Origin of the sequence: Nitrosomonas sp. (assembly GCF_019635155.1) — a bacterium.
GTDB lineage: Bacteria > Pseudomonadota > Gammaproteobacteria > Burkholderiales > Nitrosomonadaceae > Nitrosomonas.
Genome location: NZ_JAHBZY010000001.1, coordinates 191697 through 214324, shown reverse-complemented (window position 1 = coordinate 214324; position 22628 = coordinate 191697). Strand labels below are relative to the sequence as shown.

Annotated in this window: 20 protein-coding genes; 13 read left to right on the top strand and 7 right to left on the bottom strand. The window is 47.1% G+C overall.

Annotation, left to right across the window (positions count from 1 at the left end):
- Positions 1 to 215 precede the first annotated feature (215 nt).
- Both KF839_RS01010 and KF839_RS01005 read left to right on the top strand, forming a co-directional pair.
- A complete protein-coding gene (locus KF839_RS01010) occupies positions 216 to 2126 on the top strand; it encodes a lytic transglycosylase domain-containing protein (protein ID WP_292915947.1) in 1911 nt (636 codons plus the stop codon).
- A gap of 41 nt (positions 2127 to 2167) precedes the next feature.
- Positions 2168 to 3436 (top strand): multifunctional CCA addition/repair protein, encoded by a 1269-nt coding sequence (locus KF839_RS01005; RefSeq protein ID WP_292915946.1) that lies wholly within the window; start codon positions 2168 to 2170, stop codon positions 3434 to 3436.
- A 132-nt stretch (positions 3437 to 3568) separates the two neighbouring features.
- Here KF839_RS01005 and KF839_RS01000 read toward each other — a convergent pair whose 3' ends face one another.
- The 4 genes from KF839_RS01000 to KF839_RS00985 form a co-directional block, all read right to left on the bottom strand.
- Positions 3569 to 4654 carry a calcium-binding protein gene (locus tag KF839_RS01000; RefSeq protein ID WP_292915945.1) on the bottom strand — a complete coding sequence of 362 codons (1086 nt, stop codon included), beginning with the start codon at positions 4652 to 4654 and terminating at the stop codon, positions 3569 to 3571.
- Positions 4655 to 4739: 85 nt separating this feature from the next.
- The gene (locus KF839_RS00995; RefSeq protein ID WP_292915944.1) at positions 4740 to 5090 is read right to left on the bottom strand and encodes a YdbL family probable chaperone protein; all 351 of its coding nucleotides are present in this window, start codon (positions 5088 to 5090) and stop codon (positions 4740 to 4742) included.
- A gap of 24 nt (positions 5091 to 5114) precedes the next feature.
- Entirely contained in the window at positions 5115 to 5330 is a 216-nt protein-coding gene (locus tag KF839_RS00990; protein WP_292915943.1) for a YnbE family lipoprotein, read from the bottom strand.
- 98 nt (positions 5331 to 5428) lie between these two features.
- Positions 5429 to 7849: an intermembrane phospholipid transport YdbH family protein gene (locus KF839_RS00985; protein WP_292915942.1), complete on the bottom strand. Its 2421-nt coding sequence runs from the start codon at positions 7847 to 7849 to the stop codon at positions 5429 to 5431.
- A gap of 270 nt (positions 7850 to 8119) precedes the next feature.
- On the opposite strand from KF839_RS00985, the gene KF839_RS00980 reads away from it, so the two are divergent.
- Positions 8120 to 9973, top strand: a complete 1854-nt coding sequence (locus KF839_RS00980) for an ABC-F family ATP-binding cassette domain-containing protein (protein WP_292915941.1) — start codon at positions 8120 to 8122, stop codon at positions 9971 to 9973.
- Between the two features lie 39 nt (positions 9974 to 10012).
- Here KF839_RS00980 and fliE read toward each other — a convergent pair whose 3' ends face one another.
- From fliE to KF839_RS00965, 3 genes are all read right to left on the bottom strand, one after another.
- Entirely contained in the window at positions 10013 to 10336 is a 324-nt protein-coding gene (gene fliE / locus KF839_RS00975) for a flagellar hook-basal body complex protein FliE (protein ID WP_292915940.1), read from the bottom strand.
- Positions 10337 to 10433: 97 nt separating this feature from the next.
- The gene (locus KF839_RS00970) at positions 10434 to 11741 is read right to left on the bottom strand and encodes a sigma-54-dependent transcriptional regulator (RefSeq protein WP_292915939.1); all 1308 of its coding nucleotides are present in this window, start codon (positions 11739 to 11741) and stop codon (positions 10434 to 10436) included.
- Between the two features lie 3 nt (positions 11742 to 11744).
- Entirely contained in the window at positions 11745 to 12887 is a 1143-nt protein-coding gene (locus tag KF839_RS00965) for a sensor histidine kinase (protein WP_292915938.1), read from the bottom strand.
- Positions 12888 to 13268: 381 nt separating this feature from the next.
- Between KF839_RS00965 and fliF the strand changes: the two genes are divergently transcribed.
- The 10 genes from fliF to fliO all read left to right on the top strand — a co-directional run bounded on the left by fliF (position 13269) and on the right by fliO (position 22582).
- Positions 13269 to 14987, top strand: a complete 1719-nt coding sequence (gene fliF, locus KF839_RS00960) for a flagellar basal-body MS-ring/collar protein FliF (RefSeq protein ID WP_292915937.1) — start codon at positions 13269 to 13271, stop codon at positions 14985 to 14987.
- A complete protein-coding gene (gene fliG, locus KF839_RS00955; RefSeq protein WP_292915936.1) occupies positions 14980 to 15975 on the top strand; it encodes a flagellar motor switch protein FliG in 996 nt (331 codons plus the stop codon). The genes fliF and fliG overlap by 8 nt, the downstream gene beginning before the upstream one ends.
- A gap of 64 nt (positions 15976 to 16039) precedes the next feature.
- Positions 16040 to 16744, top strand: coding sequence for a flagellar assembly protein FliH (locus KF839_RS00950; RefSeq protein ID WP_292915935.1), 705 nt, complete (start codon positions 16040 to 16042; stop codon positions 16742 to 16744).
- A gap of 1 nt (position 16745) precedes the next feature.
- Positions 16746 to 18152: a flagellar protein export ATPase FliI gene (gene fliI, locus KF839_RS00945; RefSeq protein ID WP_292916071.1), complete on the top strand. Its 1407-nt coding sequence runs from the start codon at positions 16746 to 16748 to the stop codon at positions 18150 to 18152.
- An 11-nt stretch (positions 18153 to 18163) separates the two neighbouring features.
- Positions 18164 to 18625: a flagellar export protein FliJ gene (fliJ, locus tag KF839_RS00940; protein ID WP_292915934.1), complete on the top strand. Its 462-nt coding sequence runs from the start codon at positions 18164 to 18166 to the stop codon at positions 18623 to 18625.
- Between the two features lie 88 nt (positions 18626 to 18713).
- Positions 18714 to 19865 carry a flagellar hook-length control protein FliK gene (locus tag KF839_RS00935; RefSeq protein WP_292915933.1) on the top strand — a complete coding sequence of 384 codons (1152 nt, stop codon included), beginning with the start codon at positions 18714 to 18716 and terminating at the stop codon, positions 19863 to 19865.
- A gap of 257 nt (positions 19866 to 20122) precedes the next feature.
- On the top strand, positions 20123 to 20632 hold the full coding sequence (gene fliL, locus KF839_RS00930) for a flagellar basal body-associated protein FliL (RefSeq protein ID WP_292915932.1): 510 nt from the start codon (positions 20123 to 20125) through the stop codon (positions 20630 to 20632).
- A 7-nt stretch (positions 20633 to 20639) separates the two neighbouring features.
- Positions 20640 to 21620, top strand: coding sequence for a flagellar motor switch protein FliM (gene fliM, locus KF839_RS00925; protein WP_292915931.1), 981 nt, complete (start codon positions 20640 to 20642; stop codon positions 21618 to 21620).
- 11 nt (positions 21621 to 21631) lie between these two features.
- On the top strand, positions 21632 to 22141 hold the full coding sequence (gene fliN / locus KF839_RS00920) for a flagellar motor switch protein FliN (protein WP_292915930.1): 510 nt from the start codon (positions 21632 to 21634) through the stop codon (positions 22139 to 22141).
- Positions 22142 to 22150: 9 nt separating this feature from the next.
- Positions 22151 to 22582 carry a flagellar biosynthetic protein FliO gene (gene fliO, locus KF839_RS00915; RefSeq protein ID WP_292915929.1) on the top strand — a complete coding sequence of 144 codons (432 nt, stop codon included), beginning with the start codon at positions 22151 to 22153 and terminating at the stop codon, positions 22580 to 22582.
- Positions 22583 to 22628: the final 46 nt, after the last annotated feature.

The window sequence follows — 22628 nt, the reverse complement described above, 5'->3', positions numbered from 1 at the left end:
CGTTTTACCCTTCGTAAACGGCACTTCTTCACTGAATCTCGCTTTGGCTGACTGTCGCTCGTTACTTTTCTCAGAGCTTCCCCAGCTTGTCTTCAATTCTAGAATTTAAACGGGAAACCGGGCTCTTACCGCACCGTCGGAAGAGCGCGGTTTCATTGTAGAATATCAACAGCGTCTTTTTCCGCCCTGTCAGGCAGTTCGGTACTTTTTATACTATGAAAAATTTGCTGATTGGATTACTGCTCTTAACTTATGTCGGATCGTTACCGGCAAGCCAGGATAGCGATTTCCTGATAGCTCGCGAAGCTTTTCAGTCCGGTAACACAAAACGTCTGGACGAATCTGCCGCAAGACTGAAACGCCATGTGTTGTGGCCGTATGTCGATTATTACCAGCAGCGGATGTTATTGCGCACCTCCGATACCGCAACGATCCGGTATTTCCTGTTACGTTACGACGGCGATTTGGTCGCTGACCGGCTCCGCGGCGATTGGCTCAAAGTATTAGGTAAGAATCAACAGTGGGCACTATTTGATACCGAATACCCGCTGCTGGTCAACAAGGATACTGAACTGCTGTGCTACCACTATCAACGCCAGTTGGATCGACGGGATATTTCGGTGTTACCGGATATCCGTGCGTTGTGGTTAACACCCACCAGTTTACCTGATAGCTGCACGCCGGTATTTCAGTCGCTCATCTATGGCGGACAACTGACTGCCGAAGATATTTGGACACGCATCCGATTGGCGCTAGAAGAAGGCCAGACAGGGGTTGCCACGCATATCAACCGCTATCTTTCCGGCAATGAAACGCTCAACAGCGCCGACTTGAACAATGCCGCAAAAAATCCCTTGCGCTATCTCGATTCTTTAAAAACCATCAAGACCCGCAGTGATCGTGAAATTGTTCTATTTTCGTTATTGCGCTTATTACGCAACGATACCAACCCAACGTATGTGCAATGGTTGAAAGTCAAAAATCAATTGACCTCTTCCGATCGTTCCTATTTCCTGTCGCGACTGGGTTACCGGGCGGCCATGCGGCACGATCCCCGCGCTTTGGATTGGTTTAGCGAAGCACAAAACTCTACGCAATTGTATCCCCCTTCGGATCTTATCCTCGGCTGGCAGGTACGGGCGGCGTTACGAGTGGGAAACTGGGATGAGGTCTTAAGGACCATTAACCGGATGTCCATGACGGAACAGCAAGTGGATACCTGGCGTTACTGGAAAGCGCGCGCTTTGCTGGTGAAAGGTCATACGCTGAACGCCAACACGATATTCATTCCACTCAGCGCCGAACATAGTTTTTATGGGCAGTTGGCGCGGGAAGAGCTGGGTACGATACTCACCATCGCCGACAAAACCTACCGCGTTAATAGTGCCGAAATCACCGCAATGGAGCGCAAGCCTGGAATTCTGCGTGCATTGGCGTTTTCGCGCATGAATTTGCGCACTGAAGCAATGCGCGAATGGAGTTGGACCACTCGCAATTTCAGCGACGCCGAATTGCTGGCGGCAGCGGAAGTCGCCCGCCGTCAGGGTTTATACGATCGCGCGATCAATACTGCCAACCGGACGGTTGCACAGCATGATTTTAGTCTGCGGTTTTTATCGCCACACCGCGAAATGCTTCGGAAGGTATTGCAGCAACATGATCTCGACGAAGCTTGGGTGTACGGTTTGATCCGGCAGGAGAGCCGCTTTATCGCTGACATTAAATCGCATGCCGGTGCCGCCGGCTTGATGCAGTTGATGCCGGCAACTGCAGAATGGGTTGCCAAACAATTGGGAATACCGAATTTCCGTCAAAGCCTGGTGGTGGATATCAACACTAATTTGCGTTTGGGTACGTATTATCTCAAGCATGTACTGAGTACCTTGGATAATCAGCCGCTATTGGCTTCCGCCGCGTACAATGCCGGGCCGGGCCGGGCCAGACGCTGGCGCGACAATATTGTGCCGCTGGAAGGTGCGATTTATGCCGAAACGATTCCATTCAACGAAACGCGCGATTACGTCAAGAAGGTTCTGAAAAACTCGATGTATTACGCCAAAGTTTTGGATCATCGCCATGAACCGACGCTCAAACAACGCCTTGGCGTCGTGCGGGCGGCAAAATAACTGCCGGTTTGATTCACCCTTCTTAACTTTGGGAAAAGATTGTGAAAACTTATCTGGTGGGTGGTTCGGTTCGTGATGAACTGCTGGGATTGCCTGTTCAAGATCATGATTACGTGGTCGTGGGCGCCTCGCCCGAAGACATGGAACGATTGGGCTATCGCCCGGTAGGTAAAGATTTCCCGGTTTTTCTGCATCCTCAAACCAATGAGCAGTACGCGTTAGCACGCACCGAACGGAAAATATCGCGCGGCTATAAAGGATTCGAAGTATTTACCTCGCCACAAGTCACATTGCAGGAAGATCTGGCGCGACGGGACTTGACGATCAATTCGATCGCCAAAGACGAAGCCGGCAATATTATCGATCCGTTCAATGGCGTCGCCGATCTGGAATCGGGAATATTGCGGCATGTCAGCCCGGCTTTCTCCGAAGACCCGGTACGTATTCTCAGGACAGCGCGTTTTGCCGCGCGATTCGGCTTTCACATTGCGCCGGAAACACTGGCATTGATGAACGATATGGTACATAACGGCGAAGTCGATGCACTGGTACCGGAGCGTGTTTGGCAGGAACTCGCGCGCGGATTGATGGAACAACATCCGTCGCGCATGTTTTATGTGTTGCGAGAATGTGGCGCGCTCGCGCGCATCATGCCGGAAGTCGATGTACTATTCGGTGTACCGCAACCGGCACATGCACATCCTGAAATTGATACCGGCGTGCATATCATGATGGCAATTGATTTTGCGGCATCACAGCATTTCTCACTGCCGATCCGCTTTGCAACACTGATGCATGACTTAGGCAAGGGCACAACCCCACCGGAACAATGGCCGCGTCACATTGGGCATGAAGCGCGAAGCATCGAATTGACCAGAAATTTATGCGAACGCATCAAAGTACCCAAGGATTCTCGCGATCTGGCATTGCTGGTTGCTCGTTATCACGGCGATGTGCACCGGGCGGAAGAACTGCGACCGGCAACCATCGCGGATATGTTGAAAGGAGTTGATGCTTATAGAAAACCGGTTAGATTTGAAGAATTCCTGCGAGCTTGCGCCTGCGATTTTCATGGCCGCCCGGGGTATGCCGGGAAACCTTATACACAAGCCGAACTTTTAAAAAAAGCATTAATCGCGGCACAGCAAGTCGATGCCGGTGCAATCGCAACCGAATTAAGCCAAAGCTCAATCGATCCCGCAGAATTGCCCGCCGCCATCCATCACAAAGTACGAAAAACACGGATCGCTGTAATAAAGAAAGAACTGCTTGGTGAAGATGCTAACACTGCCGGAAGTGATACTTCATGATTTTATCTATGCTCCCAAAACTTCCCTGCAATAGCCTTGGGCAGAATCTTTACCCAAGGCTTTATTGGTTTCAGTGTTCGCTATCTTCAGAAATTCCTGTAAAAGAATTCATCAGACTGATTCCGCATCCTGTCACATGAATTCAACACCCGTTTGTTGCAATCCGGTAAGGTTAATATTGATTTCGTTGATATCGGTGTTTGCCGCAATCTCGAGCAGTTGGGCTTGACTCAACGTTCCGCCGCTGCCGGCTAATAGCTTGACATAAAAATCATGCTCGGAAGCAGAAGGTAAACTACCCACAACATTTTGGTACACTTTATCGACAAATGCATCATTGGACAGCCCCATAACGCCTACCACCAGCTGAGAAACCGCAAGCATACTTTCACCGGAGTCAAACAGATTCAGTCCGATACCCACATAATCCGGATGCTGTGAGATCGTGGGAGCATCAAAGGCCGCGCCGATGATGCGAACCGTGCTATTGGCTGATTGACCGTCACTGAGATCCACGGCTATTTTCTCATCCGTAAATCTAAATCGCTCTATTCCAAAAAGCGTATCATTGCCGTCCGGGCCTGTTACGTTAAAACCGCTACTGGTGCTAACAATTGTATAATTTACCCGGCTGCTGCTGAAGATAGCGGTATCAATCCCCAAACCACCGCTTAATTTGTCATTTCCGCTGCCACCATTGAGTGTATCCGCTCCGTCAGCCGCGACAATGAAATCATCTCCTGATGTACCAATCAGATTATCGGGACCGTCTGTTCCAGAAAAGATATTACTCGGAACAGTGCCGGTGCTGCCTGCAAAATTTTTCGGTGAATTGATACCGGTCGAACTGTCCGGATTTAAGGAAGTGACGCCATCCACTGGCAAATTGGCATAAGATAATTTGCCATCATCCATTCCGGGAAAATTGACAGTACCCCCTGATAAAAACAGAAAACCATTCGGAATGATATAGTCAGGAGTCACAATCCCTAAGTCTGCGAATCCTTGCGTTCCAACCAACACTGATTTATTGAGAGTCGCAGTACTGGGAAGGTCTGTCGTAATATTGTAGGTCTTAGTAGTGCTGCCATTAGACGATGTAATGGTATGTCCTGCCCACAAATTCTGAGAATCCGCATCACCCATGAACTCGATGAATTGAATGGTGCCGTCCGCATTGGAATATACTTCATTCAGGTGAAAAATATGAAATGTCATGCTATTACTCTCCAGAGTTAAAATTTATTAAATAAATATCGAGGGCCCAGCGAAATTCAGTTCTTTTTGTTAAATATCAGTGGCGTTATTTTTTTTTCCACTGCCCATTGATTTGAATCCAAGTTCCTGCCGGAACAGTCTTAACGATTTCAGTAGCATAAACCCTGGCTACCTCATCGACATTGATGCCTTGAGCAGTCGCTTTTTCCTGATAAATAGCTCTGCGTTTTGCATTGATAGCATCCGCTTCCGCTTGAGCCTGGGGTTGCCGTGCGATGACATAGCCATTATAGCTTTCACCGATAGCGCCTGATGCACGGAGACTCTCCAGATTTTCCGCTTTGGCCAATGAAGTGTAGAGCGTGAAGGTCAGTAAAAAAGCGATCGTAAGACCGGGAAATGTTTTTTTCAAAATCGTTTTCTCAATAGGCTGCACAATAGTCTCCTTGTATGATAACTGCTAGAAGATACCGGGATTGGCTGCAATATCTTTCTTGGCTTCTTCTTCAAGCTTGACTCGGATATCAGCATCCAGTTTGATATTCAAATTGATCGTGATGGGCTCTTGCGGTGATTCCACTTTAACTGTTGGCGCGCAGGCTGTAATTACCAAACAGAAAAGAATCAGGCCGGTCTTAACGATCGCTATTTTAGTTACTTGATCAATATTGCGCATGATTGCACTCCTCTTTTATGATAGCTCCTAGCGTTCGGTTCGATGGGAGCCGGTAATGAGCATTGCTGCTCCATGGCCGCAATTTAGCGCCCTCTAAGTTAATGAAGTATGAATGAACCACGCAAAATTTTATGGGACAAATGATACCCTTCGTTAATCGTTTGTAGAATTTTATCAATATTTGTTTCCAGTTTAATATTGAGCTGGAACGGTTGTCCATCCTTGACCTTGGGATTATTCCCCAACAAAGAGAGTTTAACCACCAAATCATGCAAATCCAACTTATCAAGATTCAGCGCGAGCTCAGTATAGTGAAAGTCTTGTACAGCCTGCAGCAACAAGTTCATTTCCTTACCGGCGGAAGACAGCATTTTCGAAGCTTTTTCCGATTTAAAGCGTAAAGTCCCTGGCGAACTTGCTGTGAGACGGCCATTTGCTATCGTCAGTAGATTATCCTTTATCGTGATCGGAATTTGACCATCCAATTGACCGCTTCCGGTCAGTCCATCAATTTTTAGCAAGTTAAAGAAGGTTTCGAGATCAATATCCTCAATACGAAACAAGATATCCGTCTGCGCTGCAACAGGGTCAATGACCGTCGGTACCAAGGATACAACGCCGTTAATCATGGAAAATTGCGCTTTTTCTATCTCCAGGCGAGGCGGCGTTGTGCCTTCGATATGGTAAGAAATCAGTAAGTTTTCCAACGGAATCCCGGAATCAATCCGACGAATGGTAATTGATTGGTGCGGTGCACTGCTCGGTGCAATTAAGTTATCCAGATTTAGCATCGCATTCAAATCATTTAATTTTATTGTTTCACGAGTAAATGACAAATCATGTATGCCAAGTTTGGCACCGCTACTTCGCACCCCATCTTTATTCCATCTGAACTGCGCATGCGCATTGACCTTCCCGCTCACATCTTCCAATTGCACCAGAAGCGGCGAAAGATCACTGGGCTGCAAAGCACCCGGTGAGAAACTGAGCGGCGCAATCTCGAATTTCAACATACCGTTACCGGTACTGGTCGTATATCTGCCAGTCAGTTTTAAATAATCCAGCGCAGGAATGCCCCCTTTGAGTTCCAGCGCGTATACAGCGGGCGTCTCTTCATCAGCGGTATCGCGGATAGCACCGGAAAAAGACATTGCAGCAAACAACGGTTCAGATGCTAAATGACGCAGTTGACCGATTGTAAAATTAGCGATGTCGTCATCCTTTTGACCATTTAGCTGCAGAATAACCGAAATATCCGACGCTTGAATCTGAGATAGTAAGTTAACAGCTGCATCACTAACCGTCAGCGTTCCTCGGTATTTTTCATCATCATCCCGTTTTCCAATCAGAGAAATTCTGCCGGGATGAATCAGCGCTTTGCGCTCGGATGATTCAGGGCGCTTGTCCAGCAATGTCAGATTGGCAGGAGTGATCGAAATGGCATGCCTGAGTTTTAAACCATGCGTATCATTTACTATGTCCAGGTCTGCTTGGTCGATAGAGAAGCCTTGAAAATTTTCGATTTGTACGGGGTAATCAGTATGAATTTTTCCCAATGCCACTTGCCCCTGTTCACGCAACCCGATTTGCGCGGATGTTGGAGTGAACTTGATCCGCGCGGGTATGGAGACTGATAGGTGCTCGAGTTTCAGTGCGTCAGCGGATACCTGACCATCGGCGATTTTAAAATCCACATTGCCCAGCATTGAATCGGATGATTCCTGAACCTCCCCTGTCAAAACCATTTCTTCAAAAACCAATTCGGACGTGAGCGTCTCTGTTCGCCGCAATAACCGGATACCCGACAATTTAGTATCGGTCTGCATTTGCTGTAATTGCAATGCAACAATCGTGAAGGAAGTGTCACTTGAAAAATTCGCAATTCGGACTTCAGGGGTATCGAGCCAAGCTTCCGGCACAAGAACTCGTCCTTGGAGCTTTCCCTGATTATCGAAAGATGCTTTAAACACGGCCTTTGCCTGCAAAAACGATGCGGCAGTCACCACATTCAGTTGAATTTCCTGCTGACCGGATTGTATCGCTCCAATACCGCCGGATAGATCCATCGTAATGTCTCCCGCCGCCATCTGAAGATAAATCGCGGAATCACTCAATTTTAATTCCGGCAACCAAGGTATGGAAACTTTCAATTTAGCGGCAGGTGCAGGAGATTGTGGCATTGCGAAATTGGAGGCACCTTCTTTTAAATCGATGGTTATTTGCATGCCGCTGATTACGACCGAAACCGGCTTTCCTGCCAAGAGTTCTCGAAAATCCCAAGTCACCAGAAGCCGCTTCAGACGGAATTCGCTATTTTTCCCAGCCGTGACATCCCGCAATTGCAAAGAATTAAACGAAACATCAGGAATTTCAATCGACTGCAGCGGAAAACCTCGCTGACTCAGTTGATCACTGATTATCGCTTCAACGATGGTATGACGAAATAAATAAAGTCCTAATACGATAACAATCGTAAAACTAATTAGCGCCAGCAATACGGCTTTTAGTAGTTTGCCCATCGAATGGATTAAAATAATGGCCGCGGAATTTTTTTCAATTAATTTATTGTAATTGATAACTTTACTATTTTTGGAAAATCCCTAATAGCAACCCGTAAGCAATATCCTTCAATCTTGATTGATACGATGCTCTTATATAGCACCATAGAATTTGACAGTATCAAAGAAGTTAACAAAGCTTGCAACAACGATTTTACGCACCTCGTGCGATTTATCACACGAACCTTACTATTTTTTGATTTTATGAATCTTTATGATTGCTAGAATGCTATGTTAACCATTCAGTCATTAACCTATTTGCAAGGCGGTGTTGCATTATTAGAAAACTGTAATCTGCAAATCTTTGCCAATCAGCGGATTGGTTTGGTCGGGCGGAATGGTTGCGGAAAATCCACATTATTCAGGTTAATTCGAGGTGTCATCAAGCCGGATGGCGGCGAAGTATGCTTGCAATCCGGTAAAACGATCGCTTTCGTTGAACAGGAAATCATCAACTCCGACCTGCCTGCGATTGAATTTGCATTAGACGGCGATGTCGAGCTGCGGCGGCTTGAGAACACATTGGCGCAAGCGCATCATGATACCGCCTGGTTTGAAGCGCAACAGCGTTATGAAGCGATCGGCGGTTACACGGCACGATCCAGGGCGGCACAGTTATTGAACGGATTAGGATTTGAAAATTCAGCCCTGGAACAAGCAGTCAATCATTTCTCAGGCGGCTGGCGAATGCGCTTGAATTTAGCAAGAGCATTGATGCACCGCGCCGATTTGCTGCTGCTTGACGAGCCGACCAATCACTTGGATCTGGAAGCAATTCTTTGGTTGGAACAATATCTATTGCGTTATCCGGGTAGCTTGATGGTGGTCTCTCATGACCGTGAATTTCTTAATACTTGTGTCAATCGCATTGCCAGCATTCATAACCGCTCAATTGAGACTTATAGCGGCAATTACGACGATTTTGAACGTGCTCGCGCTGAACATCTGACGCAACAGAATCAAGCCTGGCAACTGCAGCAAAAACAGATTGCGCATATGGAAGATTTCGTGCGGCGTTTTCGCGCCAAGGCAACTAAAGCCAAGCAGGCACAAAGCCGCATCAAAGCCCTGGAACGTTTAGTGCGCTTAGCGCCGGTTCATTTGCAAGATGGTCATTTTGACCTGGAGATTGAGGCGCCTGAACGCAGTCCTGATGTATTGCTGCGCATTAAAAATATCAGCTTCGGTTATAACAGCCTTCCGTTATTTCAGCAGGTTCATCTAACATTGCAAGCAGGCTCGCGAATCGCTCTGATGGGTCCCAATGGAACTGGCAAATCGACATTCATTAAATTACTAACCGGGGAAATAATACCGACATTCGGTTCACTGGAACGGGCGGAAAATATTCGAATTGGCTATTTCGCGCAGCATCAGCTGGAAAACCTGGACGGTAAAAAGACACCGCTTCAACATTTACAAGAAATCGCCCCGCTGCGGACCGAACTGGATTTACGAAAATTTCTAGGACGGTTTGGTCTAGGCGGTGATGGCGAAAATCGTCCGGTCAATAGTTTCTCCGGGGGCGAAAAAAGCCGTTTGGCACTGGCTATACTGGCCTGGCAGAAACCGCATTTGTTGTTACTGGATGAGCCCACCAATCATCTGGATCTGGATATGCGAGATGCACTGACACTGGCATTAGAAAGTTATACCGGTGCGGTCGTTTTGGTGTCGCATGACCGTAGCCTGGTACGGGCGGTGGCGGATGAATTATGGCTGGTAGCGGATGGTAAAATACAGCCATTGGATGGTGATCTGGAGGATTATAAAAATTGGCTTGAAAATCGTCGCGCTCCAGATGGAGTAAAAATAAAACCCACTTCGCAGAAGACACCATCTCAAACCGCAATCAAACCAAACAGAAAGGCATTGTTATCGAAACAATCGAAACTTGAAACGGCTTTAGCAATCGCGCAACAAGAGTTATCCGAAGCAAATCGGCAATTAGGTGATCCACTCACCTATACGAAATGCACCCGGGAAGAGATCGACCGGCTTAATGCAATTCACTCGACACTTGAGAAAAAAATAGCGGAATTGGAAGAAGGCTGGCTAGCGTTAGAATTGGCGCTCGATGAATGAAAAAATTGCAGCAGGTCGTTCAGAAACAGTCACCGCTCCCTAGACCTGCATGTTCATTATTTCTTGGTAGGCAGTCACTAATTTATTACGAACTTGAACCATTGATTGAAATGATACATTGGCTTTCTGCAGGGAAATCATCACTTCATGTAAATCGACATTGGCTTGGTCACTGACAAATTGTTCAGTCATCCTGTCCGCACCGCTTTGCGCTTTATTGACTTGGTCGACGGCTGCCTTTAGCTTCTCGCTAAAATCAACACTTGCAACTTCATCGCTTTTCGGTTGCTTTTTAACCCCGGAAGCCAGTTCTGAAGCTGCCTGCAATTGCTGCAATATATTGTCAATTCCCGCTCTATCCATGTTTTATCCTTGCACGCATCTTAGAAATACCAGAAAAATCCCAAATAATTTCAAAATTCTATCAAATCAAGCTTATCTGTCTATAGGAAAATTATAGTTAACTTGTCATGCGGTACTGTTGTAATTTGTATCGCAATGTTCTCTCCGAAATACCGAGCTTTTTAACGGCTAATTTCCGGGAACCATTAACTGCGGCCAGCGTTTCCAAAATATGTTTGCGTTCAAGCGATTTAATATCATCCGTCTCCGGTTGAGTATTTGCTTGATCTTTTATCTCGCCAACGAGGACAGGCAGATGAATATGTTCAGCATCGATAGTATCGCTTGTTGCCAGAATCACGGCGCGCTGCATCACATTTTCTAATTCACGAACGTTACCCGGCCAGGAATATTGTGTCAATTTATCAATGGCTGCCCGAGTCATTCTGTATAACGGTTCTGTATTGGAAGAAGATGCAGTCAACGCACGAAGTGCCAAAGATTCGATGTCTAAAGGGCGCTCGCGTAGCGGTGGGATTTCGATTGGAAACACATTGAGGCGATAGTAGAGATCTTCCCGGAACCGGCCGCTTTTAACCATTGCCAGCATATCGCGATTGGAAGTGGCCAACACCCGGATATCCAATTTAATCGTTCTGTGTCCGCCAACTCTCTCAACCTCTCTTTCTTGCAGGACTCGCAACAATTTAGCTTGTAACTCCAGTGGCATTTCTGAGATCTCATCCAACAATAACGTGCCGCCCTCCGCTTGTTCAAATTTTCCGGGTTGCGCTTGCGCTGCACCGGTAAAAGCACCTTTCTCGTAACCGAATAATGTCGCCTCTAGTAAATTCTCAGGAATAGCAGCGCAATTGATAGCGACAAACGGCTTGGAAGAACGTGGTGAGTGCATATGAATGAAGCGGGCTATCACTTCCTTGCCACAACCGCTCTCACCTGTCAGCAACACCGTTGCAGGCGATTGCGCAACACGCCTGGCGAGTGACAACAATGATCGTGTTCGAGGATCTTTGGCGACAACCTTATCATCCTGTTCATTCTCCGGTAACGCATATCGCTTGACATGCGCTAACAAAATTCCCGGATCGAACGGTTTCAACAGATAATCGCAAGCACCTGTTTGCATTGCGGCAACCGCGCGTTTAACATCACCGTATGCCGTCATCAGCAAGACCGGCAACTCGGGTTCAAACGCTTTAATCTCTTGTAATAGCGCAAACCCATCAATCGGTTTCATTTGCACATCGCTGACAACCATTCCCATTGGTTGCTCATGCAGTATTTTCATTGCGTCAACACCATTAGACGCAGCCCAAGTCTGATAACCGGATAGCTTCAGGGTAGCGCAAATCGCCTCCTGTAAATCCTGATCGTCCTCTACCACCAGAATAGGCAGTGTTTTCATAAATTAATCTCCTGTGCTTCTGGGTAAACGTACGACAAACTCGGTTCCCGTTTCTGGCGTGGAATGAATATGGATGCTACCGCCCATTGACTGAATAACGCTTCTAGCGATAGCCAAACCAAGCCCGGTCCCTTCGGATCGGGTAGTAAAGAAAGGCTCGAATAACCTTTCTTGCAGCGACGAATCAATGCCGGGGCCATCATCATGCACACTTAAAATAATGACGGCCTCTTCCAAGCAAGCGGTAAAAGAAATGACACCACCGATTAAAGATGCCTGAACAGCATTTTCGAGAAGATTCATCAGAGCTCCGAACAGCGCCGGCCGATCCGTCATGATCTTTTCTGATCCGCAATGATTGAAAATATTCAATTGCATTTCCTTTTGCTTCATCTGCGGCTCAATAACTTGTTGCAACTCGGTTATCAGATCGTTTATCCCAACTGTTGATAGCTGATTTGTCTCGCCTTTTACAAAGAGGAGCATGTCTTTTGTTAAATGCTCCAGGTGAAGTAAGCGCTCAATCGTTTTTGCAGCAAATTTCTGCCGCTCACCGGAAGTCAGAACATCACTTCCCAAATGATTCGCATAAATCAGGGCTGTCGATAGTGGCGTGCGAAGCTGATGCGCAAGATTTGCCGCCATTTCCCCCATAGCAGTCAAGCGTTGATTCCGCCTGAACTGTTCCTGCAATGCGTAAGCATCGGTAATATCATTGATGAGCAAAATTCTTCTGCCAGCCGGATCCATCGCGCTGCTTTCAATGCGAATACGCCGAAACTCGGATATTTGCCCCGATTTTATATGCCACTCATTGGCAAGCCTCGTAGCGGTTAAGCGCTCTTGAACGACCTGACTCCATTCCAAGCCGAGCAAAGGCTCTCCCAATAGGCTTATAGCTGCAGGATTCACTTCCTCAATACATTCCTGTGCATTCAATGCGACAACCGCACCCGGCAGAGCATTTAACAACAAACTCAATCGTTGCGATAAATTCTCTTTAGCTACGAGTTGTTTGTGCAATTCTCCATTGGCAAGCGCCAATTCCCGGGTTAATTGCGTCACTTGCCCTTGTAATTCCTGGTATGCGCTTGATAGTTGCTCCGACACTTCGTTAAAAGCAGCAAATGCGCGTTGCAACTGCATTTGATCTTCTGATATATCTTTGATTTTGATAGATTTATTTATCTGCACGGGATATTAATTCAGTTATTAGGAATTACCAGTAGCTTAGCTTGAAGGCTATTCCGGTAATGATGCGAATAAGGCGGACAAACCTATTCTTTTTAAACATTCAGAATTAATAAATTTGCCGATAATCATCAGCTCTGGAAAGTCTATTGAGACTGACAAACTTTTGACTGAATTTTTTACGGCATCGAAATAGCAAGATTGAGAATTCGGTTAATGGCATGGCATTTTAATTCGGCTGATACAACACTATTCAGCTTCAGAGTCTCAATTTAATAATCTTACAGTTAAGAATACTTTTGAAAAGTGATTGAGCGTTAAAGCAGGAGAGCATCAGTGGCAACAGTACCCAGTGAAACCCCCAACACGACAGCACCTACTTCAGCATTTAAACTGGAGCACTTCAAGCAGTTGTCGAATCAGAAAAAACTCGGGGTCATTCTATCAGCCGGAGCGGCTATCGCATTGCTCGTGGGTGCTTTAATGTGGAGTCAAACGCCCGAATATCGCGTGCTTTATTCAAATATCCAGGATCAAGACGGTGCGGCGATTATCAGCGCACTGCAACAAATGAATATCCCGTATAAGTTTTCTGAAAACGGTGGCGCCATCCTGGTTCCCGATAAACAAGTCCATGAAGTACGTTTAAAATTGGCAGGCCAAGGATTGCCCAAGGGGGGGTTGGCCGGTTTTGAATTGATGGAAAATCAGAAGTTCGGTTCGAGTCAATTCCTCGAACAAGTCAACTATCAGCGGGCATTGGAAGGCGAATTAGCACGTTCGGTACAATCGCTGTCCGCCGTACAAAGTGCGCGAGTGCACTTAGCCATCGCAAAACCTTCCGTATTTTCAAGAGAGCGGCAGCAACCCAGTGTTTCCGTACTGCTCAATTTGCACCCGGGCAGGGTACTCAGCATCGAACAAGTCAGCGCCATTGTGCATTTGATGTCAAGCAGCGTCCCCAATTTGCCCGTAAAGAATGTAACCGTCGTGGATCAGAACGGCAATCTATTGAGCACTCAAAACGATAAAAAACAAGATTCCCGGTTTGATGCCAAGCAATTGGAATATATCCAAGAAATTGAAGAAAACTATATCCGCCGGATCGAAACCATCTTGAAGCCTATCACGGGCGCAACCAATGTCCGGGCTCAAGTAACTGCGGATATCGATTTTTCTCGAATTGAGCGTGCCGAAGAGACCTACCGGCCCAACAACACCGAGTCGGACGGCGCTTCGATTCGGAGTCAACAAACACATGAATCAACATCAACCGGTTCAAAATTTGACGGCGGAATCCCTGGCGCGTTATCCAACCGACCGCCTGAACCAGCAACCGCGCCCATTGAAGTAGGAGGAAAAAAAGCCGGAAATGCTGAAGATGGAGAAGGCGCCAATAAGGAAGCATCAGCAATTCCTACCGACAAGAAAAAAGAATCGACTACTAATTATGAAGTCGACAAAACCGTACAGCATACCCAGCAGTCAACCGGCAACATCAAACGATTGTCAGCGGCTGTCGTAGTCAATTATCGGAAAAAAGTCAATGAAAACATGGAAGTAACTTATGAACCGTTCAGTGCGGAAGAAGTTAAAGAAATTAACAACCTTGTTCGAGAAGCCATGGGTTATAACGAGAAACGAGGAGACTCGCTGACGGTTACCAACAGTTTATTTACCGACGATACCGCGCCGGTATTGGAAGTACCGCTCTGGAAAGATCCGGATGTGATTATGTTTGCGAAGGAAATTGGAAAGCAATTGTTAATCGTAGCCGTGGTGTTATTTTTCTTGCTGAAAATATTCAAACCATTCTTGAAAAGCCTGGCGCCCCTGCCACCGCCAGTTCCCGAATTAACCGATAAAACCGTGGCTCTCGGCCCGGACGGAACTCCCGTAGAAGGATTACCTGAACAGATAGATAGAGCATCCATGCAGCAAGCAATACAAAGATCCATATTTGAGGAAAATCTTAAACGAGCAAAACAATTGGCGTTGGATGAACCCGCTATCGTGGCGAATGTTGTCAAGGACTGGATAGCTAAAAATGGATGACGAAGGAATTAAAAAAAGCGCGATCTTACTGATGTCCTTGGGAGAACAAGAAGCAGCATCCGTCATTAAGCTGCTAGGACCCAAGGAAGTGCAGCGGCTGGGTGAAACCATGTCAAAATTGCAAAATATTACGCGCACTGAGATTGAAACCATCATTTCTGAGTTCTGCAACGAAGCGGAAGGAAGGACGACGCTTGGACAGGATTCGGCGGATTATATACGCAAGGTGCTAACCAGTGCATTAGGCGACGAAAAAGCGGCCAATTTGATAGACCGAATTTTGCAAGGTGGCGATACCAGCGGCATTGAAGGGTTGAAATGGATGGATGCCCAATCAGTGGCTGAATTGATTAAGAATGAACATCCGCAAATCATCGCGACTATTTTGGTGCACTTAGAACGAGACCAAGCTTGCGAAATATTAAGCCTCTTTACCGAACGGTTGCGTAACGACACTTTACTACGTGTTGCTACGCTTGACAGCATTCAACCCGATGCGTTACGTGAACTCAATGACGTATTAACAAAATTGCTGTCAGGCAGTACAAATATTCGTAAAGCAGCGATGGGTGGGGTAAGAGCGGCAGCCGAGATTCTCAACTTTGCACCATCCGCTCAAGAAGCCAGTGTCATCGAAAATATCAAACAATATGATGAAGAATTGGCGCAGAAAATAATGGATGAAATGTTCGTGTTCGATAACTTAATAGAAATTGACGATCACGGTATCCAGTTATTACTCAGAGAAGTTCAGTCGGAATCACTGATTATCGCTCTGAAAGGCGCACAAGAAGAATTGCGTCAGAAAATTTTCAAGAATATGTCGCAACGTGCCGCTGAGGCTCTTCGAGAGGACCTTGAAAGCAAAGGACCGGTTCGAATTTCTGAAGTCGAGGCGGAACAAAAAGAAATCCTTAAGGTTGTACGCCAATTGGCTGACGATGGACAGATCGTACTCGGTGGAAAAGGCGATGACGGCTTCATCTAACTAAACTATCCCTTTCATCCTAAAAACCCACCTTATTAATGCGCAGATTTGAAGGTTTAGCACTATGATCACAAGCGATTTCATCCCCAAGGAAAAGCAAAACGGCTATCGGCGCTGGGAAATGGATTCTCTGGAAACGCCTGAGTGTTCAGAAAAAGAACCAGATGATACGATCGAAAATAACATCGAAGATGAACAAACCGAAGTTGCCGCGCCTACCGAAGAGGAAATAGCATCTGTTTTCCAGCACGCCAAAGAAGAAGGTTATGCAGTTGGTTTCCAGGAAGGCCGCACAGCAGGTTATAAGGAAGGCAGGGAAAGTGCGGAGACTGAAGTCAAAGCGGAAGTCGCACGACTCCAAATGCTATTATCGAAACTGGAGTGTGATCTTCATGAAATTGATCAACACGTAGCCAATGACTTACTGGATTTGGCGATTGCGCTTGCCAAGAAAGTCGTGGCACAAGCACTCGCGTTAAATCCGAATCTGATTATTCCGGTCGTGCAAGAAGCGATCCGCAGTTTACCTAGTGCTGCAGATCATCCACGTCTTTTTTTACACCCGGATGATGCAACCCTGATCACGGCTCATCTCAGTCATCAGATCGAACAAGATCATTGGCAAATCCGCGAAGATCCGCAAATCGCCAGAGGCGGTTGCCGCATCGAAGCCGGTGGCAGTGAAATCAACGCAAGCCTCGAAACACGCTGGCAAAGAGCGCTTGCAGCCATCGGTCAAAACAGCGATTGGTTCGATGGAAAAGAATAATATGTCGCGCCATGAACAATGGGGGGGGTTCCTTAAGAACTGCACTCAACTTGTTGCCCCCGCGAATCCTTATCTATTAAGCGGAACAATCACGCGAGTAGCCGGATTGGTCATGGAAGCCGTCGGACTCCGGTTAGCGGTTGGCAGCAGTTGCACAATTTTTCTCACAAACGGCCACCATGTATCGGCGGAAGTGGTTGGATTCGCAGGCGATCGGATATTCTTAATGCCTTCCAGCGATGTCTATGGACTATCGCCCGGCGCCAAAGTTGTTCCTGCCGAAATTGCTGTAGAACCGCCGCAACTTGGAAACTTTCAACACCCGCGCAGACGCGCAGCCGACCGGGCCAAGCATATTATGGTCGGCCCCGAACTCCTTGGCCGCGTACTGAATGGCTTAGGCGAACCACTCGATCGCTTAGGCCCAACGCATGCGCAACACAGCGTCCCCTTATACAGTCGTCCTTATAATCCTTTAGAACGAATCCCCGTAAGTGAGCCGCTTGATGTCGGCGTGCGGGCGATCAATACGCTGTTGACCGTTGGACGAGGCCAGCGCATGGGATTGTTTGCTGGCAGTGGTGTTGGAAAAAGCGTATTGCTTGGAATGATGGCGCGCTATACCGCTGCCGATGTCATAGTGGTGGGCTTGATCGGGGAACGGGGACGCGAGGTTAAAGAATTCATCGAAAATATTCTAGGCGAAGAAGGGCTCGCCCGCTCGGTCGTAGTCGCCGCACCAGCCGATACTTCACCGCTGCTGCGCTTGCAAGGCGCAGCCTACGCGACCGCAATCGCCGAATACTTTCGCGATTCCGGTAAACATGTACTGCTGATTATGGACTCTTTGACTCGCTACGCCATGGCACAACGTGAAATTTCCCTGGCAATCGGCGAGCCGCCCGCTACCAAAGGCTATCCGCCGTCGGTTTTTGCCAAATTACCCCAATTGGTTGAGCGCGCCGGCAATGGCCACCAACAGAATGGTTCTATTACAGCTTTTTATACGGTATTAACGGAAGGCGACGATCAGAACGACCCGATTGCCGATAGCGCACGCGCCATTCTGGACGGCCATGTCGTGTTATCACGCAGACTGGCGGAAGCCGGTCATTACCCGGCGATCGATATCGAAGCCTCAATCAGCCGGATCATGACCAGCATCGTTCCACAACAGCAGGTAGATATGGCGCGTCAATTTAAATCCTTATATTCAAGGTATCAACGCAGTCACGATTTGATCAGTGTCGGTGCCTACGTTGCCGGCTCCGATCCGGAATTGGATCGCGCAATCAGACTCTACCCGGCATTTGAAAGATTCTTACAACAATCGATGACGCAACAAGAAAGCTTCGACAGTGGTCTTGCAAAACTATTGAGGCTGTTCGATTCCGATGGCAGCCGGTAGTCAGAAACAAGATGCCAAAACCATCTTCTCTAAGAATCATGCTGGATTTAGCAAAGCAGCAAGCCGATGCCGCGGCCAAGCAACTCGGTAAACTCAATTATCAGCAGCAAGAAGCGGAAAGAAAATTGCAGCTACTCGTGCAATATCGCGATAGTTATCAATCACAATTCAAAAACACCAGCAAACAAGGCATTGATCAGATTCAGTGGCGTAATTACATCGCTTTTATGAACAAGCTGGATACCGCCATCACCGAACAGCGGCAAGCTGTGCTGTACGCGCAAAACAAAAAGAACGCAGGAAACAATGAATTTCTCTCCTATCAACGCAAGCTAAAGTCCTACGATACATTGGTTCATCGCCAGCAACTCTCCGAAATTCAGCGGCAAATAAAGAATGATCAAAAACTGCAGGACGAGTTTGCTTCAAACTCAACACGTCACGCTCCCTATCCTCCCAAGGCCGACTCATAATTTAACCGGCATCTGCTGAAACTGGTATGGATATTGCATAAACTTATCCGAAATTAACCCAATCTGTGAGAACAAACTTATGTTAAACATGTCTGTTGCACCTTCAATAAAAACGCCAACAGAAAACTCCACCGCCACGGCGGATTCCGGTTTACTCGGCATATCCGATCCTGTTTCGGAAGAATTCAGTAACATCTTGGAACGCGAGGTTTCACAAACAACCAATTCGCGCGGAAAATCAAATACCGATAGCAATGCCAAACCCGAGGAGCAATCCGACGAAACAGAGACGGCGCCGGCTGAAGCTACCGACACCAAAACAGCCGAGACTGTGTCTGCAGACAACATGAGCAACTTTATCCAGAACTTGTTAAGCGGCGATCCAACACTGGGTTTTAGATCCAATCAACCGCTCAATCAATTAAACACACTACCGGAACCAGCGTTGAAGGCCCCTTTAACGGATGCACTGACATCAAAGCTACCGGCCATATTAAATCCATCGACTTCTCAAAACGCTGAAGCCGCACTGAATCCGGCATTTCCTGCCATTAATCAATTATTACAGCAAACCCAGGTTGGTAACGACTTAAACTCCCAAGCTAACCAATTCTGGCAAATGATAGGGTCGGCAAATTCTGCCTCAGACGGCAAATTATTACCGTTAACTTCCGAACTGACCGAAGCCATTGCAACCAATACCAATGACTCGTTTTTATCAGTTCACGGAGAATCCAATTCACAACAATCGCTGGGGTTGAGTAATGCGATGTCCTCGGTCACATCAACAACCTCTTCAAGCGACATTCAAGTCAATCAACCCGTCGGTCATACCAAATGGGGAGGTGAATTCGCACAGAAAGTGGTATGGTTGACTTCGCAACAACAGCAAGTCGCTGAAATTCATCTGAATCCGGCACATTTAGGGCCCGTTGATGTGATGTTGACGATTACCCAGGATCAAGCAACCGCGCAATTCCTGTCACCCCATCCAGCAGTACGGGAAGCCATTGAACAAGCATTGCCGAAACTACGGGAAATGATGGCGGATAATGGCATTCAATTGGGTAATGTCATGGTCGGCGCCGATTCTTTCCAACAAGAAAACAGGCAGCAACACGCCAATCATTCCGATAAGGGCAATGCCAGCATGACGAATGCTCGGGCAGAAACCACGAATCAAACAGAAACATTAACAATCCCGGTCAAACACCAAGGTATTGTGAACACCTATGCATGATCTTCGGTGGACTCCAATTGCAATAACTGTTTCAATTTCTATCGCGCGCTATCAGGATCGGATAGCGCGTTGAATGATGTTTCATTTATGTTTCTCCCGTTTCTGTTCTGATTCATAGAGTTATATCTGCAGATCTCCTGTCGCGTTCGCATAGATCCGAGTAACTGAAAATAGCGATATTATTTCATTGTTATTTGCGGTATCAATTGATACCGCTGTCAAAGATAATTGATTTCGTCAAATTTGGAGTTAAACAAATGTCGAAATCAAATACAGCAACAGCACCCGCACCAGCCGCTGACGGCGGCAAAAACAAGAAAGGACTGATAATAATCATTCTGATCGCGATTATCGCAATTGGCGCAGGCGCAGGCGGCGCCTGGTATTTCATGCAACAAGCCGGTGATGAAGAAAGCGAAGAAGAAAAACCAAAAGCGAAAGCCAAGCAGAAACCTACCACATTTGTTGATCTTGAGATTTTTACAGTGAATCTTCAACCGGAAGAGAGCGGTCAATACCTGCAAGTTGGCTTGACTGTAAAAGCCAGAGAAACGGAAGTCGTGCAAGAAATAGCCAAGCAAATGCCATCAATACGCAACCGCATCTTGATGTTACTGTCCAGCAAAAAAGCAGCGGAAATTTCAAGCATCGCCGGAAAACAACAGCTAAGCGACCAAATTACTGATGAAATCAGGCAATCGCTCGACTCGGAAAACCTCCAGGAAGATGTACGGGAAGTATTGTTCACCTCCTTTGTAATTCAATAATCCGCAAATGGCCGAAGATTTCCTCTCGCAAGAAGAAGTCGATGCACTACTGAAAGGTGCAACGGGTGATAGCGATGAAATTCAAGATGAAGAAGACAAAGGCGGCATTCGTCCCTACAACATCGGAACGCAGGAGCGGATCGTTCGCGGGCGGATGCCGACCTATGAAATTATCAATGAGCGCTTTGCACGATTATTACGCATCGGTTTATTTAATTTCATGCGGCGTACAGTGGATATCGCCGTTGGTCCCGTCAAAGTGATTAAGTTTAGCGAATTTGTACGCAATCTGGTTGTACCGACAAATTTAAACATGGTTCATATGAAACCATTGCGTGGCACCGCGTTACTCGTTTTTGATCCCGACCTGATATTTCTCATCGTAGACAACCTGTTTGGCGGTGATGGCCGATATCACACGCGCGTTGAAGGAAGAGATTTTACTCAAACGGAACAGCGGATCATTCAACGCCTGCTGGGCGTCGTTTTTGAGGAATACGAGAAATCCTGGAAAGCGGTTTATCCCGTTAATTTTGAATATATCCGATCCGAAATGAACCCCCAGTTTGCCACGATCGCCACACCGAATGAAGTGGTCGTTTCAGTGACATTCGATATTGATATGGGAAACAAAGGAGGGGGCTTGCATGTTTGTATTCCTTATTCCATGGTTGAGCCGATTCGCGATATTTTGTATAGCGCGTTGCAAGGCGACCATATGGAAGTGGATAAACGCTGGATCAAACTGCTATCACAGCAAGTACAAGGCGCGGAAGTCGAATTGGTTGCAAATCTTGGACATACAAAAGTTACCTTCGAACAAATTCTAAGCATGCAAGTCGGGGATATTGTTCCGCTGGAAATCCCCAAGATGATTACCGTCCATGTCAGCGGAGTACCGGTCATGGATTGTCGCTACGGCACGATGAACGGCCGCTATGCACTTAAAGTTAACAATCTGATTTCGCAATCAGAAACTGAAAATTAATTGGAGCAAATATGTCTGAACCAACCACCAGCGATCAAGCGGAAACCGATGATTGGGCAGCCGCGATGGCCGAGCAAGCAAATGCGCAAAACGAAGAGGCTCCGGTTGATGACTGGGCAGCCGCGATGGCCGAGCAAGAAGCGGAAACAAGAAACCAATCGGCCTCGGAATCTTCCGCCGGTTCTATATTGAATGCACAATCAGCATCGACATCCGTTTTTCAGGAATTCTCAAAAGAGGGTTCGGAAAACAATACGCGCCACGACATCGACCTGATCCTCGACATTCCCGTACAAATGACGGTGGAATTGGGCCGTACCAAGATTGCTATCAAGAATCTGTTGCAACTTGCACAAGGCTCCGTGGTTGAGCTGGACGGCATGGCCGGCGAACCCATGGATGTACTGGTAAACGGCTGCTTGATCGCACAGGGGGAAGTCGTTGTGGTGAATGACAAATTCGGCATTCGATTAACCGACATTATTACCCCCAGCGAACGTATTCGTAAACTCAACCGCTAGAATTTAACTATGCTAAACCGATTCCCGGCTTTACTGCTGATGATTTCCCTCCCGGTATTCGCCGATACCGGAAAACCAAGTTATGTGCCACCTCCCTCCGTCATATCAACGGAAAACATGCTGCAAATGATGGGAGGATTATTACTGGTGTTGGTCATCATCGGCGGCGCCGCTTGGTTGCTGAAACGCTTCTCGCTGATACCGGCAACCGCTGCGGGAGTCATCAAAATTGTCGCAGCAAGCGGTGTCGGTCAAAGAGAACGAGTGGTCGTAGTCGAGATTGACAGCACTTGGCTGGTACTGGGTGTCGCGCCGGGGCGGGTAAACAAGCTGCACACTATGCAAAAGCCTTCAGAAAATTCCGTCTCCGCACCAACGAATTCTTCGACGAATGCTTTTGCCGATCAACTTAATCAGAGTATCCACAAAGAACATGTTTAATCGAGTTATTGTCGCCCTGCAGACCGGCTTTTTGCACACGATCAAT

What these genes read in the sequence shown, in the direction of transcription:
- KF839_RS00980 (WP_292915941.1), top strand. Translation starts at nt 8,120, where the DNA reads ATGTTAACCATTCAGTCATTAACCTATTTGCAAGGCGGTGTTGCATTA.
- fliO (WP_292915929.1), top strand. Translation starts at nt 22,151, where the DNA reads ATGCTAAACCGATTCCCGGCTTTACTGCTGATGATTTCCCTCCCGGTA.
- KF839_RS00965 (WP_292915938.1), bottom strand. Translation starts at nt 12,887, where the DNA reads ATGCAGTTGCAACGCGCATTTGCTGCTTTTAACGAAGTGTCGGAGCAA.
- KF839_RS00990 (WP_292915943.1), bottom strand. Translation starts at nt 5,330, where the DNA reads ATGCGCAATATTGATCAAGTAACTAAAATAGCGATCGTTAAGACCGGC.
- fliG (WP_292915936.1), top strand. Translation starts at nt 14,980, where the DNA reads ATGGATGACGAAGGAATTAAAAAAAGCGCGATCTTACTGATGTCCTTG.
- KF839_RS00950 (WP_292915935.1), top strand. Translation starts at nt 16,040, where the DNA reads ATGATCACAAGCGATTTCATCCCCAAGGAAAAGCAAAACGGCTATCGG.
- fliE (WP_292915940.1), bottom strand. Translation starts at nt 10,336, where the DNA reads ATGGATAGAGCGGGAATTGACAATATATTGCAGCAATTGCAGGCAGCT.
- KF839_RS00985 (WP_292915942.1), bottom strand. Translation starts at nt 7,849, where the DNA reads ATGGGCAAACTACTAAAAGCCGTATTGCTGGCGCTAATTAGTTTTACG.
- KF839_RS00970 (WP_292915939.1), bottom strand. Translation starts at nt 11,741, where the DNA reads ATGAAAACACTGCCTATTCTGGTGGTAGAGGACGATCAGGATTTACAG.
- KF839_RS00935 (WP_292915933.1), top strand. Translation starts at nt 18,714, where the DNA reads ATGTCTGTTGCACCTTCAATAAAAACGCCAACAGAAAACTCCACCGCC.
- fliM (WP_292915931.1), top strand. Translation starts at nt 20,640, where the DNA reads ATGGCCGAAGATTTCCTCTCGCAAGAAGAAGTCGATGCACTACTGAAA.
- fliL (WP_292915932.1), top strand. Translation starts at nt 20,123, where the DNA reads ATGTCGAAATCAAATACAGCAACAGCACCCGCACCAGCCGCTGACGGC.
- fliN (WP_292915930.1), top strand. Translation starts at nt 21,632, where the DNA reads ATGTCTGAACCAACCACCAGCGATCAAGCGGAAACCGATGATTGGGCA.
- KF839_RS01010 (WP_292915947.1), top strand. Translation starts at nt 216, where the DNA reads ATGAAAAATTTGCTGATTGGATTACTGCTCTTAACTTATGTCGGATCG.
- fliJ (WP_292915934.1), top strand. Translation starts at nt 18,164, where the DNA reads ATGCCAAAACCATCTTCTCTAAGAATCATGCTGGATTTAGCAAAGCAG.
- fliI (WP_292916071.1), top strand. Translation starts at nt 16,746, where the DNA reads ATGTCGCGCCATGAACAATGGGGGGGGTTCCTTAAGAACTGCACTCAA.
- KF839_RS01000 (WP_292915945.1), bottom strand. Translation starts at nt 4,654, where the DNA reads ATGACATTTCATATTTTTCACCTGAATGAAGTATATTCCAATGCGGAC.